The sequence below is a fragment of the Sphingomonas sp. AC449 genome, from assembly GCF_979253475.1.
On record NZ_CEEDCZ010000001.1, the window covers coordinates 1 to 14,713 of the forward strand.

Annotated in this window: 16 protein-coding genes; 9 read left to right on the forward strand and 7 right to left on the reverse strand. The window is 64.6% G+C overall.

Annotated elements, in window-relative coordinates; all coding sequences use genetic code 11:
* Positions 1-98: 98 nt before the first annotated feature.
* Positions 99-590, reverse strand: coding sequence for a hypothetical protein (locus tag AC0CH3_RS00005; RefSeq protein ID WP_354304023.1), 492 nt, complete (start codon positions 588-590; stop codon positions 99-101).
* 137 nt (positions 591-727) lie between these two features.
* On the opposite strand from AC0CH3_RS00005, the gene uvrA reads away from it, so the two are divergent.
* The 9 genes from uvrA (at position 728) to AC0CH3_RS00050 (ending at position 7,842) form a co-directional block, all read left to right on the forward strand.
* Positions 728-3,628, forward strand: coding sequence for an excinuclease ABC subunit UvrA (gene uvrA / locus AC0CH3_RS00010; RefSeq protein ID WP_354304025.1), 2,901 nt, complete (start codon positions 728-730; stop codon positions 3,626-3,628).
* A complete protein-coding gene (locus AC0CH3_RS00015; RefSeq protein ID WP_465237446.1) occupies positions 3,628-5,061 on the forward strand; it encodes a toll/interleukin-1 receptor domain-containing protein in 1,434 nt (477 codons plus the stop codon). Before uvrA ends, AC0CH3_RS00015 begins: the two co-directional genes overlap by 1 nt.
* A gap of 79 nt (positions 5,062-5,140) precedes the next feature.
* A complete protein-coding gene (gene relB, locus AC0CH3_RS00020) occupies positions 5,141-5,317 on the forward strand; it encodes a type II toxin-antitoxin system RelB family antitoxin (protein ID WP_354304029.1) in 177 nt (58 codons plus the stop codon).
* Positions 5,314-5,589, forward strand: coding sequence for a type II toxin-antitoxin system RelE/ParE family toxin (locus AC0CH3_RS00025; RefSeq protein ID WP_354304031.1), 276 nt, complete (start codon positions 5,314-5,316; stop codon positions 5,587-5,589). The genes relB and AC0CH3_RS00025 overlap by 4 nt, the downstream gene beginning before the upstream one ends.
* An 83-nt stretch (positions 5,590-5,672) precedes the next feature.
* The gene (locus AC0CH3_RS00030; RefSeq protein ID WP_354304033.1) at positions 5,673-5,990 is read left to right on the forward strand and encodes a hypothetical protein; all 318 of its coding nucleotides are present in this window, start codon (positions 5,673-5,675) and stop codon (positions 5,988-5,990) included.
* 87 nt (positions 5,991-6,077) lie between these two features.
* Positions 6,078-6,548 (forward strand): DUF3597 domain-containing protein, encoded by a 471-nt coding sequence (locus AC0CH3_RS00035; protein WP_465237447.1) that lies wholly within the window; start codon positions 6,078-6,080, stop codon positions 6,546-6,548.
* 99 nt (positions 6,549-6,647) lie between these two features.
* Positions 6,648-7,061, forward strand: a complete 414-nt coding sequence (locus AC0CH3_RS00040) for a glycine zipper 2TM domain-containing protein (protein ID WP_156350085.1) — start codon at positions 6,648-6,650, stop codon at positions 7,059-7,061.
* Positions 7,062-7,304: 243 nt separating this feature from the next.
* Positions 7,305-7,517, forward strand: coding sequence for a cold-shock protein (locus AC0CH3_RS00045; RefSeq protein ID WP_031394996.1), 213 nt, complete (start codon positions 7,305-7,307; stop codon positions 7,515-7,517).
* Positions 7,518-7,617: 100 nt separating this feature from the next.
* Positions 7,618-7,842 (forward strand): hypothetical protein, encoded by a 225-nt coding sequence (locus AC0CH3_RS00050; protein ID WP_056016632.1) that lies wholly within the window; start codon positions 7,618-7,620, stop codon positions 7,840-7,842.
* Positions 7,843-7,864: 22 nt separating this feature from the next.
* Here the strand turns inward: AC0CH3_RS00050 and AC0CH3_RS00055 are convergent, their stop codons facing one another.
* The 6 genes from AC0CH3_RS00055 to queA form a co-directional block, all read right to left on the reverse strand.
* Entirely contained in the window at positions 7,865-8,878 is a 1,014-nt protein-coding gene (locus tag AC0CH3_RS00055) for a cell wall hydrolase (protein ID WP_465237448.1), read from the reverse strand.
* A gap of 141 nt (positions 8,879-9,019) precedes the next feature.
* Positions 9,020-11,848, reverse strand: a complete 2,829-nt coding sequence (locus AC0CH3_RS00060; RefSeq protein ID WP_465237449.1) for a M16 family metallopeptidase — start codon at positions 11,846-11,848, stop codon at positions 9,020-9,022.
* Positions 11,849-11,856: 8 nt separating this feature from the next.
* Positions 11,857-12,072: a hypothetical protein gene (locus AC0CH3_RS00065; RefSeq protein ID WP_235532204.1), complete on the reverse strand. Its 216-nt coding sequence runs from the start codon at positions 12,070-12,072 to the stop codon at positions 11,857-11,859.
* Positions 12,073-12,081: 9 nt separating this feature from the next.
* Positions 12,082-13,215, reverse strand: coding sequence for a tRNA guanosine(34) transglycosylase Tgt (tgt, locus tag AC0CH3_RS00070; RefSeq protein ID WP_354304040.1), 1,134 nt, complete (start codon positions 13,213-13,215; stop codon positions 12,082-12,084).
* An 11-nt stretch (positions 13,216-13,226) separates the two neighbouring features.
* Complete coding sequence (locus AC0CH3_RS00075) at positions 13,227-13,679, reverse strand: EF-hand domain-containing protein (RefSeq protein WP_156350083.1); 453 nt, start codon at positions 13,677-13,679, stop codon at positions 13,227-13,229.
* A 7-nt stretch (positions 13,680-13,686) separates the two neighbouring features.
* Positions 13,687-14,712, reverse strand: a complete 1,026-nt coding sequence (gene queA, locus AC0CH3_RS00080) for a tRNA preQ1(34) S-adenosylmethionine ribosyltransferase-isomerase QueA (protein ID WP_465237450.1) — start codon at positions 14,710-14,712, stop codon at positions 13,687-13,689.
* Position 14,713: the final 1 nt, after the last annotated feature.

The window sequence follows — 14,713 nt, forward strand, 5'->3', positions numbered from 1 at the left end:
CAGTCGGAGGGGGAGGACACGCAGCCGCGGTTACCCGTTCCTCCCCCTCCGTCAGGCTGCGCCTGCCACCTCCCCCTTGCGGGGGAGGATCACCCAAGTCAGGCCTTGGGCGGCTTGGCGAAGTTCGCGGCGAAGCGCTCGAGCCCCGATGCGAAGGAGTCGATCACCTTGGCGAATTCGGGCGGCAGCGCAGCCGCGTCGCTCTTGGGCGGCTCGGGCGTTTCCCCTGCGAACGGCCCCGTGCCCGTCGCCGCATCGTCCGGGACGGGCGGAGTCGGCGGGGTGGGCGGCGTCGGCGGCTGAGGCGGCTCTGGCGGCCGCGGTGCGGAGCCGCGCGCATCCTTGGCCGTGATCGCGTTCGCGGTCATCATCAGCCCGGCGGCGATCACCTGGCGTCCCGCGGGCGTGCCCATCTGCCGCGTCAGCGCCGCAGCGATCCCGGCGAACGGCGCCGCGCCGCCATGCTTGCCCGCCTTGGCGGACCAGCGTGCCTCGAAACCCTCGCGTTTCGTCCCGCCCTGCATCGCCTCGCGCTCGCGCGCCTCGCGTTCGCGACGCTCCTTCTTCTTGCCCATCTCGGTCTCCAGCACTGTATTGTACTAACAATACACTATGTAACTATCGTCGGCACCTTGGACAATGGTTCGGCGTTACCCATCTTTGCGAGCACCCGCCCGGCACCCTCCCGGGCTTGTCGCGTCCGAACAAATGTGGAACAGACTTTCCTATGCTGACCAAGATTTCCGTACGCGGCGCGCGTGAACACAACCTCAAGGACGTCGATATCGACATCCCCCGCGACACGCTGACGGTGATCACCGGGCTGTCCGGCTCGGGCAAGTCGAGCCTCGCCTTCGACACCATCTACGCCGAGGGTCAGCGCCGCTACGTTGAATCGCTCAGCGCCTATGCCCGCCAGTTCCTCGAATTGATGCAGAAGCCCGATGTCGACCACATCGAAGGCCTCTCGCCCGCCATCTCGATCGAGCAGAAGACGACCTCGCGCAACCCGCGCTCGACCGTCGCGACCGTCACCGAGATCTACGATTACATGCGCCTGCTCTGGGCGCGCGTCGGCATTCCGTACTCGCCCGCGACCGGCGAGCCGATCGCCGCGCAGACCGTCAGCCAGATGGTCGACCGCGTCATGGCGCTCCCCGAGGGCACGCGGCTGTACCTGCTCGCCCCCGTCGTCCGCGGCCGCAAGGGCGAGTATCGCAAGGAACTCGCCGAGTGGCAGAAGGCGGGCTTCACGCGCGTCCGCATCGACGGCACGATCCACGACATCGACGAGGCCCCCGCGCTCGACAAGAAGTACAAGCACGACATCGAGGTCGTCGTCGACCGCCTCGTTGTCGGCGGCGAGATCGCCACGCGTCTCGCGGAATCGTTCGAAACCGCGCTGAAGCTCGCCGAAGGGCTCGCCTATGTCGACCCCGCCGACCCGGTCGAGCCGCACACGCCAAAGTCCGAAATCCTCGGCAGCAACGCCCCCGACGGCCGCATCGTGTTCAGCGAGAAGTTCGCCTGCCCGGTCAGCGGCTTCACCATCTCCGAGATCGAGCCGCGCCTCTTCTCGTTTAACGCCCCCCAGGGCGCATGCCCGGCCTGCGACGGCCTCGGCGAGAAACTGCTGTTCGACGAAGACCTCGTCGTCCCTAACCACATGCTCAGCATCAAGAAGGGCGCGGTCGTCCCCTGGGCGAAATCCAACCCGCCCTCGCCCTATTACATGCAGGTCCTCGGCAGCCTCGCGCGCGAATACAAGTTCGACATCGAGACCCCCTGGTCCGACCTCCCCGAAGAGGTCCAGCGCGTCATCCTGCACGGCTCGAAGGGCAAGCCCGTCACGCTCACCTTCATCGACGGCAAGAAGAAATACGACGTCTCCAAGCCGTTCGAGGGCGTCATCGGCAACCTCAACCGCCGCCTGCTCCAGACCGAGAGCGCGTGGATGCGCGAGGAGCTGAACAAATACCAGTCCGCCGCCCCGTGCGAGGTCTGCGCCGGTGCGCGCCTGAAGCCCGAGGCGCTCGCGGTCAAGATCGCGATGAAGGACATCAGCTACGCCACGCACCTCTCGGTCGTCGACGCGCTCCAGTTCTTCACTGACATGCCGCAGCATCTCGGCGACCAGCAGAACGCGATCGCCGAACGCATCCTGAAGGAAATCGTCGAGCGCCTCGGCTTCCTCAACAATGTCGGGCTCGACTATCTCAACCTCGACCGCACGAGCGGAACGCTCAGCGGCGGCGAGAGCCAGCGCATCCGCCTCGCGTCGCAGATCGGCAGCGGCCTGTCGGGCGTGCTCTACGTCCTCGACGAGCCCAGCATCGGCCTGCACCAGCGCGACAACGACATGCTCCTCAAGACGCTGCGGCGGCTGCGCGATCTCGGCAACACCGTGCTCGTCGTCGAGCATGACGAGGACGCGATCCGCACCGCCGATTACATCATCGACATGGGCCCGGGCGCAGGCGTCCGCGGCGGCCAGGTCGTGGCCCAAGGCACGCTCAAGCAGATCCTGAAGTCGAAGGGCAGCATCACCGCGGACTATCTCAACGGCACGCGCGAAGTCCCGGTCCCGGCCACGCGACGGAAAGGCAACGGCAAGAAGCTCACCGTCCACAACGCCACCGCGAACAACCTGACGGGCGTCACCGCGAGCATCCCGCTCGGCACCTTCACCTGCGTCACCGGCGTCTCGGGGTCGGGCAAGTCGAGCTTCACGATCGACACGCTCTACGCCGCCGCCGCGCGCGAGCTGAACGGCGCGCGCATCGTCCAGGGCAAGCACGACAAGATCACCGGCCTGCAATATCTCGACAAGGTCATCGACATCGACCAGTCGCCGATCGGCCGCACCCCGCGCAGCAACCCCGCCACCTACACCGGCAGCTTCACGCAGATCCGCGACTGGTTCGCCGGGCTCCCCGAGAGCCAGGCGCGCGGCTACAAGCCCGGCCGGTTCAGCTTCAACGTCAAGGGCGGCCGCTGCGAGGCGTGCCAGGGCGATGGCGTGCTCAAGATCGAGATGCACTTCCTCCCCGACGTCTATGTGCAGTGCGACGTCTGCCACGGCGCGCGCTACAATCGCGAGACGCTCGAGGTGAAGTTCAAGGGCCACAGCATCGCCGACGTGCTCGACATGACCGTCGAGGACGCCGCCGAGTTCTTCAAGGCGGTCCCCCCGATCCGCGACAAGATGGCGATGCTGGTCGAGGTGGGCCTCGGCTACGTCAAGGTCGGCCAGCAGGCGACGACGCTCTCGGGCGGCGAGGCGCAACGCGTCAAGCTCGCCAAGGAACTCTCGCGCCGCGCCACCGGCAACACGCTCTACATCCTCGACGAACCCACGACGGGTCTGCATTTCGAGGACGTCCGCAAACTCCTCGAAGTCCTCCACGCGCTGGTCGAGCAGGGCAACACCGTCGTCGTGATCGAACACAATCTCGACGTCATCAAGACCGCCGACTGGGTGCTCGACCTCGGCCCCGAAGGCGGCGTCAAGGGCGGCGAGATCGTCGCCGAGGGCACCCCGGAGAAGGTCGCCAAGGCCAAGGGGAGCTTCACGGGGAAGTATCTGGCGCCGTTGCTTGAGAATCGCGTTTCAGAGGTGGCTAATTAATGACAGCTGATAATGTTAAGCCTCGGCTATTCGTGTCCTATAGCTGGAGTAACCAGCAGCATATGGACTGGGTGGTTCAGCTCGCTACCGATCTTCGAACGAACGGCGTTGATACAATTCTTGACAAGTGGCATTTGCGCGAAGGGCAAGATGCCCATGCCTTTATGGAGCAGATGGTTACTAAAGCTGACGTCAATAAGGTTATTATCGTTTGTGACGGGAAGTACGCTGATCGAGCTAATCAGCGGGTTGGTGGGGTTGGAGCCGAGTCACAGATTATGTCGGGAGAATTGTACGGTAAGATTGATCAAACTAAGATTGTAGCCGTTTGCCGTGAAAATGACGATAACGGTCGAGCTTTATTGCCGGCGTTCTTGAGGTCGCGTATTTATATCGATTTCGTGGATGATAGTTTATACAGTGATCGTCTAGAGCAACTTTTGCGGTGGTGCTATGATAAGCCACTTTATATCGAGCCCGAAATTGGTTTGCCGCCGGAATTCAATGACAATAAGATTTCTCCGGTTATTCGACGGCAGGCCGAGTTCAGTCGAACGAGACGTGGCCAGTCCGACGGGACGAGCAACCCCAGTGCGGTAATTGAATTCTTCCGAAATATTTCAACCGAAGACGCGCTGCCTATCGTTGAGACGGCTAGCGATACGCCAAAAGATGAGCAAATATATAACGGAATACTAGGTCTACCCCCTCTCATTTCTCGAGTTTTACACGTTTTTGAGCTATCTGTCAGGGATCAAAGAACCGCTCAAGTCGCGGGCGAGGAGATGCATCGATATCTTGAAACGCTTCTTTCGAGTTACGAAAAGGGCTCTACCACTTGGAGTGGTGACCTGATCAAGTTTTACGGGCAGTTCATGCTGGTTGCTTCGACTGCCATTCTTGTCGATAATGCACAAGCGCAAGTAGCTGACGACATATTAAATGAGCCATTTGTTTTAGATGATCACGGCGGAATGACTGCTAAAAGTGTTTCATTTGGACGTATGGGATCTTATTTGCGGTCGCTTGATGCTCGGAATGATAGACTTGGCCTCCGAAGGCTGTCCCTCCACGGCGACCTTATTAAGCAGGTTTGTGAAGCCGCCGGTGTTGATTTTCGGAACTTCGTTCAAGCAGATTTAGCCTTGTTTATTAGATCGGCAAACATTGGTGATCGTTGGTGGCCTAATTCTGCGATATACGTGGCTGACGAGCATGGGGCTTTACCATGGTATATTCGAGCTACGGCTCCAAAAAACAGACTTGCAATTTTACAGCTATTGGGAATATCTACGAAAGAGGAACTTAGTTATTTGATTGAGAGATTTAAATCGCGAGAAATTAAAAACCCAGAATGGAGCGGGGCTTGGTCAACGGCTGATGTCGTTCAGTTGACCAATTTGGTAGGGATACTGGAATCATGGAAGGATTGAGACGCAGCTAGCTTGACTATATTAATTTCACGAGGGGCTTGGATTGTCGTGGCTTAATGAAAAGGCTGTAGTGAGGATTATGTCAGATCTAACCCCCATCGAGCCCGAGTTCGCGACCACCGAAGAGGCGGAAGCCTATGACGCGTGGTTCCGCGCGAAGGTCGAAAAGGCGATGACGTCCACCGAGCCCGGCATCCCGCATGATCAGGTCATGGCGATGGTGCAAGAGATCATCGAGCAGCACCGGCCGCGGTGACGCTGCCGCTCGTCTGGACGGACGATGCCACCCGCGACCTGCTGGCGATCGCTGACTATATCGCCCCGCGCAATTTCGCCGCCGCGCAACGGCTGATCGCCGCGATCCGGCACGCGGCGGAGACGCTACCTGATCACCCCTATCTCTACCGCCCCGGCCGCATCGCCGGGACCCGCGAGGCGGTGGTCCATCCCAATTACATCCTCGTTTACCGCGTCACCGAGACGGTCGAGATCCTCACCATCCTCCACGCCCGCCAGCGTTACCCCTGACGCCCCGCCGCCGCGCGAACCTCCCGCTGCGGAACCGTGCCGCACGGCCGCCCGTTTCCCGGCCTCATCACAAGGACACGCGCATGACCAAGCCTCGCCACCCCCATACGCCGCCCAAGCCCAAGACGTTCGGTCGCAACGCGCTCGCGTTCGGGGCGGCGGCGATCGGGCTCGGAGGGGCGCTGCTTGCGGTGTTCCTGCGGTCGAAGGGCAATCCGGCGGAGCATGCTGCGCCTGACCTCGCGCTCGACAAGCCGCGTCCCGGCGCGGACGATCGTGCACCCGAGGCGTTCCAGCCCGATCCGACCGCGGTGCCGACCAAGGCCGAGCGCGAGTCGCTGCGCCCGGCGACCGGGCCGGCGCCGTCGCTGGTCGCCGACCGGGGGACGCTCAACAGCTGAGCCGCACCTAGCCTGCGCGTCGGCGACGCACCCAAAGCCAGTTCCGAACGTTCGGGCTGTGCCATCCACGAGGAATCGGAATACTCCATGAGCATCTTCAGCAAGATCAAGTCGGCCATCTTCGGCGAAAAGGGCCCGCTCGGCAGCGGCCATTTCGGCACGCCCAAGCCTGCCGCGCCGACGTCCGCCGCACCCACGCCCGCCGCCCCCAAGCCTGCCGCGCCGGCGGCACCCGCTGCACCGCAGGGACAGGCCGCGCAGCCCCAGGCGATCCCGCAGTCCGCGCCCGCCGCGGCGCAGCCAGTCGATGTCGAGGCCGTGCTCTCGGGGATCGCATCGCGCAAGGGGTCGGATCTCAACTGGCGCAGCTCGATCGTCGACCTGATGAAGCTGCTCGATCTCGACTCGAGCCTCGACAACCGCAAGGAGCTCGCGACCGAGCTCGGCTATTCGGGTGCCAAGGACGGCAGCGCGGAGATGAACATCTGGCTGCACAAGGCGGTGATGCGCGAGCTCGCCAAGAATGGCGGCACCATGCCCGCGTCGCTCCAGGACTGAGCCGTACCGGCGAACCGTACAAGCTGACGGCGCCGCGCAACAAAAGCGCGGCGCCGATCATTAGGGTGATATCACCAACCCCCTGATAGGAAACGATAGATGCGTGCTATGACGCTTGGCCTCCTGGCCGCCTCCACCTTGGTTGCCGGCTGCGTCGGTGACGGGGGCAGCCGCTACGGCGTCGATCCGCGCTATCGCAGCTATGACTATAACGCGCCCGATCCGGCCTATGGCGGCTATGACGCCGGCCGCTACTACCGCGACGACCGTCGCTATCGCGAGCGCCGCCTGTCGAACAACGATCGCGTCTATCGCGGCAATGACGGCCGCTATTATTGCCGCCGCAACGACGGCACGACGGGGCTGATCGTCGGCGGCGTCGCCGGCGGCGTGCTCGGCAACGTCATTGCGCCGGGCGGGTCGGGTCTGCTCGGGACCGTGCTCGGTGCCGCTGGCGGTGCGCTCGCGGGTCGCGCGGTCGATCGCGGCAACAGCCCGGCGCGCTGCCGCTGACCGCAGTCCGGCGGGCGGGGGCGGCGGCCGGTGGTCGCCGTCGCGCCTGCCCGACGGACAGGTTTTTGCGCCGATAAAATGGCCCGGCGATTTGCAATTCCGGGGCATGTAGACCATATTGCAGTTTGCTACAGTCGCATATCGACGGTTCTTGGCGCTTTGCGGCACCTTTCTCCTTCTTTCCCTGCTCCGCGGCATGGGTTGTCCGAACCTCGGATGCCCTTAATTAGAAGGAGCCAACGCATGGCTATCACCGGAACCGTCAAGTTTTTCAACGCCGACAAGGGCTATGGCTTTATCGCGCCGGATGGCGGCGGCAATGATGCCTTCGTGCACATCACCGCGGTCGAGCGCGCCGGCATGCCGACGCTGAACCAGAACCAGCGCGTCACCTACGAGCTCGAGCCCGACAAGCGCGGCAAGCAGTCGGCCGTGAACCTCCAGCCGGCCGATTGATTCGGCCACGGCGCGACGATCATACGGGTCGTCGCGCCACTCTATTGCGGATGCCGCCGTCACCCGATGGTGCGCTCCGATCTCCTCAGGAGCACGCACGATGGCCGACAATCCCGAATTTTACCGTGCCCGTGCCGAAGAAGAGCGTCGCAATGGCGATGCCGCGCAGCTCGACAATGTCCGCGACCGCTGCCGCCGTGCCGAAAAGGCATGGGACGACATGGCCAACCGCGCCGAGCGTACGCAGATCCTGCGCGCCGCGCGTGAAGCCGCTCCCCCGGGTGGAGAGCGCATGTCGATGGTAACGATGGCGCCCGCCGAGTAATTCGCTGCTCAGGACCGGGCGGTCACAACGGCTTGCCCGAATCCTTCCAGCGATCAAGTATCTCGGAACGCGGCGGCAATCTGTCAGCAGCATTCTTTTCTGCTCGCACTTCACCGCTCTGCTGATAGGCCGGCTGCGCATCGCTCAGGACCACTGGCGCGACCAGCGACGGCGACGCATCCGTCCGGGCGCTTTGGGCCACCGACACCGGTAACGCGGTCGGTGCCTCCAGAACCCCGCCGGCAGTCCCGCCGGGCACGGGTTCTCCCCCATGATAACGCTGGCTGAATGCCGTCGCCGTTCCCCAATATCCCTTCCAGCGATGGAAGAAATGCGCGCCGACGACGTCCGTCATGACCAAGGTGCGGTTCCAGGCGGGCGTGACCGCATAGGTGTGATAATGCGTCGCCAGTCCGACCGGGGCGTAGACATGACCGGCAAGCGCCATCCCGGCGTTACGCGCCGCGCGTGCCCAGGCAGCGCGCGCCGGTATCCGCATCGTCGCCCCGTCGCATGCGAAACTGAACTGGCACCCTGTCGATGCGGAGTCCGTGTGGACGCCCTGATACACGACGCCGCACACCGTCGCCGGGAAAGCCGGATGGCGTGCCCGGTTGAGAATGACCTGCGCGACCGCACGCTGGCCCGCATCGGGCTCGGATGCCGCCTCGTAGTACAGCGCTGTCGTCAGACACAGCAGCGCGCGGTTGCGATCGGTCGTGCTCGTCCCCGCCATCGAAAAGGGACGCGCCGCGACCACGCCGTCATCGCCCGCGATGAGCGCTGCACTGATGGGCAGCGCGGGTAGGTTGGTCGTCCCCGTGGCCCCCGTTGCGGGCGTCGTGGCGTCCTGTGCAGCATAGAATAGCGCGGCGCCCGGAAAATGATCCTGCCGTTCATATCCAGCCGCCGCGATGCTGGTGACGGTAGAGCCGACCGGATGCTCGCTGATCGCACGATAGGCAGCGTGTGCCGACAGCCCGACACCGATCGTGCCGCCGGCTGCTACTGCAACCAGCCACGCACGGGCATGCATCGATCCTCTCCACGCCAAACCGCGCACCGCAGCGTCATCCTTCTTCCGCACCCGAACCGCGGCTGCCATAGCAGATCATGTCCTACCGATCCGCTACCGATCGCGAGACGCGTCCCGATCGGAGACGCGTCGTGCTGCCGATCATTTCAACGCTGCGGTGTCGAGATTCAATGCGGCTTCGGGGATGACTTCGACCTTTGGATAGGCCTTCCGCAGCGGCTCGATAAACTGCTTGGCATCGCCGACGACGACGATGCTTGCAGCCTTTGGATCGAGCAACGCCGCCGCGGCCGCTTGTGCCGCTGCCGGATCGACGGACCCGACCGCACCGGTGAAACGCTGCAACTCGCCGAGCGGGACACCGTTCTGGACATAGGCGCCCAAGATGGCCGCGACGCCCGATGTCGTCTCGATCGTGCGACCGAAACCGCCGATCAGCACGGCCTTGCGCGTGTCGAGTTCGCCTGGCGGTACCGGGGCGGAACCCATGCGCGCCATTTCGGCCGAGATCAGCGTCACGACCTCCGCCGCGGTCGGGTTCTTGGTCTGCGTCCGCGCTGCGACGGTGCCCTGCGTCTTCCCGGCATCGAGCCCGCTGCTCGCGCCATAGGCGAGTCCCCGCTTGATGCGGATTTCCTGGTTGAGGCGGGACGAGAAGCCGCCGCCCAGCACCGTGTTGGCAACCGCGAGCGGGTAATAGCGGCTGTCCGACCGTGCGATGGTCGGGCGTGCCACAACCACGCCGGCCTGACCGGCCTCGGGCATGTCGACGACGATCACGCGCGGTGACGGATAGGCGATCGGCGGGATGGGCCGGGTGGCGGCAGCGGCAGCCTTCCAGCCGGCAAACTGCGCTTCTGCCAACGCCTTCGCGCGGGCCGTGGTGACATCACCGACCATGATCAAAGTCGCCTGGTCGGGCCGGAAGCTGGTCGCATAGGCCCTGGTGATGTCGGCGCGCGTCAGCGCCTTGAGCGAGGCCGGTGTACCGTCGATCGGTGCCCCGTAGGGCGACGTGCCGAGGACTGCGCGATCGGCGACCAGCGCGGCGAGTTGTGCCGGGTTCTTCAGCGCGAGCGCGACGGCATCGATCTGCTGCGTCCGCGCGCGCTCGATCTCGGCCGGGTCGAAGGCCGGGTTGATCGCGACATCGGCGAGGATCGCGAGCGCCGGCGCCAGTTGGTCGGCCTTGACCGTTACGTCGACCGACGCGCCGTCACTCGCCGCATCGCTGCTGATCGCGCCGCCGAGGCCCTCCACCTGCCGGGCGATCTGCGTCGCCGATCGGGTCCTGGTCCCCTTGGTCAGCAACCCGGCAGCCATCGCACTGGCACCCGCGCGGTCGGCCGGGTCGGTCGCTGCGCCCCCCGACGTCACGAGATAGGCGGTGACGATCGGAAGGTCGTGGCGTTCGACCGTGATGAGCCGCATCCCGTTCGCCAGCCGCGTCTCGGTCGGTTGCGGGATCGTCGCTGCGACCTGTGTGCCGGGAGCTGGGGGCTGGATCCGCTCCGCCTCCGACGCGGGCGTGACCACCGTGATGTTCGCCGGGGCGGTCAGGTCGGCAACGCGAACCGTCTGGGCGATTTCGATCGGTGTTGCGGCCGTACCATTCGGCTTCGATGCGAGCGGCAGGTAGCGGATCGTCGCGGACTGGGCGTCGGCAAGATATTTGCGCGCGACGCGCTGGACGTCTGCTGCGGTCACGCGCGCGATCTCGGCAAGCTGCCGGTCGGCGGCATGCGGGTCGCCGTCGATGATCACCGAGGCGGCCAGCGTGCTCGCCTTGCCCTCCGCCGTCTCGCGTGACTGGATCGACTGGGTCAGGATCTCGTTCTTCGCCTCGGTGAGTTCGGCAGCGGTGACGGGAGCATCCCGCAGTCGCCCGACTTCGCGCTTCAACGCAGCCTCGCCGTCGGCCGCGCTCTTGCCGCCCGCCATGATGGCGTACACCGCGAGATTGCCGGTCGACTGCTTGCTGTCGAGCATCGCGTCCGCGGACTGCGCCAGTTGCTGGCGATAGACGACGGATTCGTAGAGTCGCGAACTCTCCCCGGTCGCAAGCACCGCCTTCAGGACGCTGAGCGCGGGGATGTCCGCATCGCGGTCTGCAGGAATATGATAGCTGATCAGCACGGCGGGAAGCGGTGTGTTCGGCTCATAAACCGTCCGCGATATCGCCTTGGCACGTGCCGGCTCGGCGACGGTCACGCGCGGGATCGCCCCGACCGGCTTCTTGATCTTCGCGAAATAGCTATCGATCCAGCCGTCCAGTTGTTGCTGATCGAAGTTGCCGGAGACGACGAGGACCGCGTTGTCCGGCCGATAATAGGTTGCGTGGAATGCGCGGACATCGTCGATCCCCGCCGCCTCGAGATTTTCAAGGCTGCCGATCGTGCCGCGCGCATAGGGATGCGCCTGATAGGCCAGTGCCGGGTAATAGAGCGAGAACAGCTTCCCATAGGGACGGGCGAGCGTGCTCTGACGCAATTCCTCCTTCACGACGTCGCGCTCGGAGGCGAAGCTCTTGGGTTCGACGACCAGGCTCGCCATCCGGTCCGCTTCGGCAAAGAGCAGCCGTTGCAAATGGTTCGCTGGCACGACCTCGTAATAGTTCGTGTAATCGTCGTTCGTCGATGCGTTGTTATAGCCGCCGACGTCCTCGGTAAGCCGGTCCATCTGCTCGGAGACGAGGTTGCGCGTCGACTTGAACATCAGATGTTCAAACATGTGCGCGAAGCCGGACTTGCCCTTGGGGTCGTCCTTCGAGCCGACATCGTACCACACCTGCACCGAGACATTGGGCGTGCCGGTGTCGCGGATCGCATAGACACGCAGCCCGTTGGGCAACACGCGCTGCGTGAAGGCAATCGGCTTGACCGCGACTTGCGCGGTCGGAGCGGTCTGCGCCACCGCCGCCAGGGGCCAGCAGGCTGCAGTGAGCAGCAGGGCGGAGCGGAGGAGGCGCATCGGTATCCTTACTTGGGGTTGCGCGAACGGTTGAACAGCACCGCCCCGGCGATCGCGGCAGAGCCGATTCCGACGCCGAGCCCGATCTTGCCGAGCGGCCAGGTCTTGGCCTTTTCCACGGTGGCCTTCGCGGCCGCTTCCGCATGGAGCTTGGCTTCCTTCGCGGCGGCCAGGATCTCGTTGGGGGTATCGTTGTCGGTATTCGTGGTGATGGGATCGGTCACGTCACTCTCCTAACTCGATTTGCGAGCATACTCCGCTCGAAAACCATTTGCGAACTGCGTCAGCGTGCCGGTTGCGATCGCTGCACGCAGGTCGGCCATCAATGTCTCGTAGAACCAGATGTTGTGCTCGGTCATCAACATAGCGCCAAGCATCTCGCCTGCGCGGACGAGATGATGGAGATAGGCACGACTCCAGGTCGCGCACACCGGACAGCCGCAGCCCGCTTCAAGCGGAGTCTGGTCCTCCGCAAACTTGGCATTGCGGATGTTGATTGGCCCGGTGCGCGTGAATGCCTGTCCGGTGCGCCCCGAGCGGGTCGGCATGACGCAGTCGAACATGTCGATCCCGCGCTCGACCGCACCCACGATATCGTCGGGCTTGCCGACTCCCATCAGATAGCGCGGCTTGTCGACGGGCAATTGTCCCGGCGCAAAGTCGAGGCAACCGAACATCGCCTCCTGGCCTTCGCCGACCGCGAGACCGCCGACGGCGTAGCCGTCAAAGCCGATCTCGATCAGCGCGTCGGCCGAAGACTTGCGGAAGGACTCGTTCAGCGCGCCCTGCTGGATTCCGAAGATCGCGTTGTTTTCGGCGTGTGCGCCACCGGCGTCGAACGCATCGCGGGATCGTCTGGCCCAGCGCATCGAGCGCTCCATCGCCGCCGCCTGTACCTCGCGTGTCGAGGTCGTCGGAACGAGTTCGTCGAACGCCATGACGATGTTCGAACCGAGCAGCCGCTGGATCTCGATCGACCGTTCGGGGCTGAGCAGGTGGCGCGTACCGTCGAGGTGGGACTTGAACGAGACGCCCTCCTCGGACCGCTTCGTCAGATCCGCCAGGCTCATCACCTGATAGCCACCCGAGTCGGTGAGGATCGGCTTCGACCAGCCCATGAAATCGTGCAGCCCGCCGAGGCGCGCGACGCGTTCCGCCCCGGGGCGCAGCATCAGGTGATAGGTGTTGCCGAGGATGATGTCGGCGCCCGCTGCAGCGACGTCGTCGGGCTTCATCGCCTTCACCGTCGCCGCGGTCCCGACCGGCATGAAGGCGGGTGTGCGGATGATACCGCGCTGCATCGCAATCTGGCCGGTCCGGGCGGCGCCGTCGGTCGCGGCAATGGTGAACGTGAAGCGGGGGGGCACGGGATTGTCCATTAGCGGCGCTTGCTGCGCGGGGGGGCGTTGGGCGCGAAACTGCGGATCGTCAGCAATTCCTCGCGGACGAGAACGCCGTCGCGATTTCGGTCGAACCGGCTGAAGAATTGCGCGAACCGCGCCTGCAGTTCGACAAGCGTGATCGCATTGTCGCCGTCGCGGTCGACCTCGAACGGGCTGGGGAGCGCATTGCGATCACCCAGCCATTTCAACGACCAGTCGGCATAGGAAATATACCCGATCTTGCCGGTGCTCGCGCCTTCGGCGGTGGCAAAGCTGCGGGCGAGGCAGGCGTTGAGCTCCGGTTGCGTCACCCGCGCGTCGTTTTCGCCATCGCATGCCGCGATGAACAGCGCGGCTGGTTCGGCGAAGATGGTCGATGGCGGCTGTGCGCCGCCGGCAGCCGGTGCCGCGGGCACCGCCTGCAGCGCCAGGATCAGGGGTATCAGCATGAGCATGTCATGGCAGCAGCAAGCTGGCGTCGCCATAGCTGTAGAACCGATAATGCGCGCTGATCGCATGCGCATACGCCGCCTGCATCCGCTCGCGACCCATCAGCGCCGAGACCAGCATGAACAGGGTCGAGCGGGGCAGATGAAAATTGGTGACCAGCCCATCGATCCCGCGAAAGCGGTAGCCCGGCGTGATGAAGATCGCGGTGTCGCCCTCGAACGGTCTGATCACGCCATCATCCCCCGTCGCGCTCTCGATCAGCCGCAACGAGGTCGTGCCGACCGCGATGACGCGCCCGCCAGAAGCGCGAACGGCGTTCAGTCGGTCCGCCGTCTGCGGATCGATCCGGCCCCATTCGGCGTGCATCCGATGATCGTCGGTATCGTTCGCCTTCATCGGCAGGAACGTGCCGGCACCGACGTGAAGCGTCAGCGTCGCATGCTCGACACCCGCATCGGCGAGTGCCTGAATCAGCGCGGGCGTGAAGTGGAGGGCGGCGGTGGGCGCTGCGACTGCGCCCGGCTCGGCGGCAAACATCGTCTGATAGTCGTCGGCATCGCGCGCGTCGGTCGCCCGCTTGCCGGCGATATACGGGGGCAGGGGCATGTGCCCGACGCGATCGAGCAGCAGTTCGAGCGGCTCGTCACCGGCGAATTCGAGCGCATAGCTGCCATCGCTCTCGCGGTCGACGGCCGTGGCGCTGACGTAGGCACCGAAGTCGATCACGTCGCCATCGCGCAATCGCCGCGCATTGCGAATGAATGCGCGCCATCGCCGGGGTCCTTCGCGCTTGTGCAACGTCGCGCCGATCTTCGCGTCCCCCCGCCGGCCCTCGAGCTGTGCGGGGATCACGCGGGTGTCGTTGAACACGAGCAGATCACCGCGCCGCAGCATCTGCGGGAGATCGGCGACGCCCGCGTCACGCGTCGTGGCGCCATCCAGAACCAGCATACGCGCCGCATCGCGCGGCGCCGCGGGGCGTAGCGCGATGTTTTCGGGCGGCAGGTCGAAGTCGAAAAGGTCGACGTTCAAC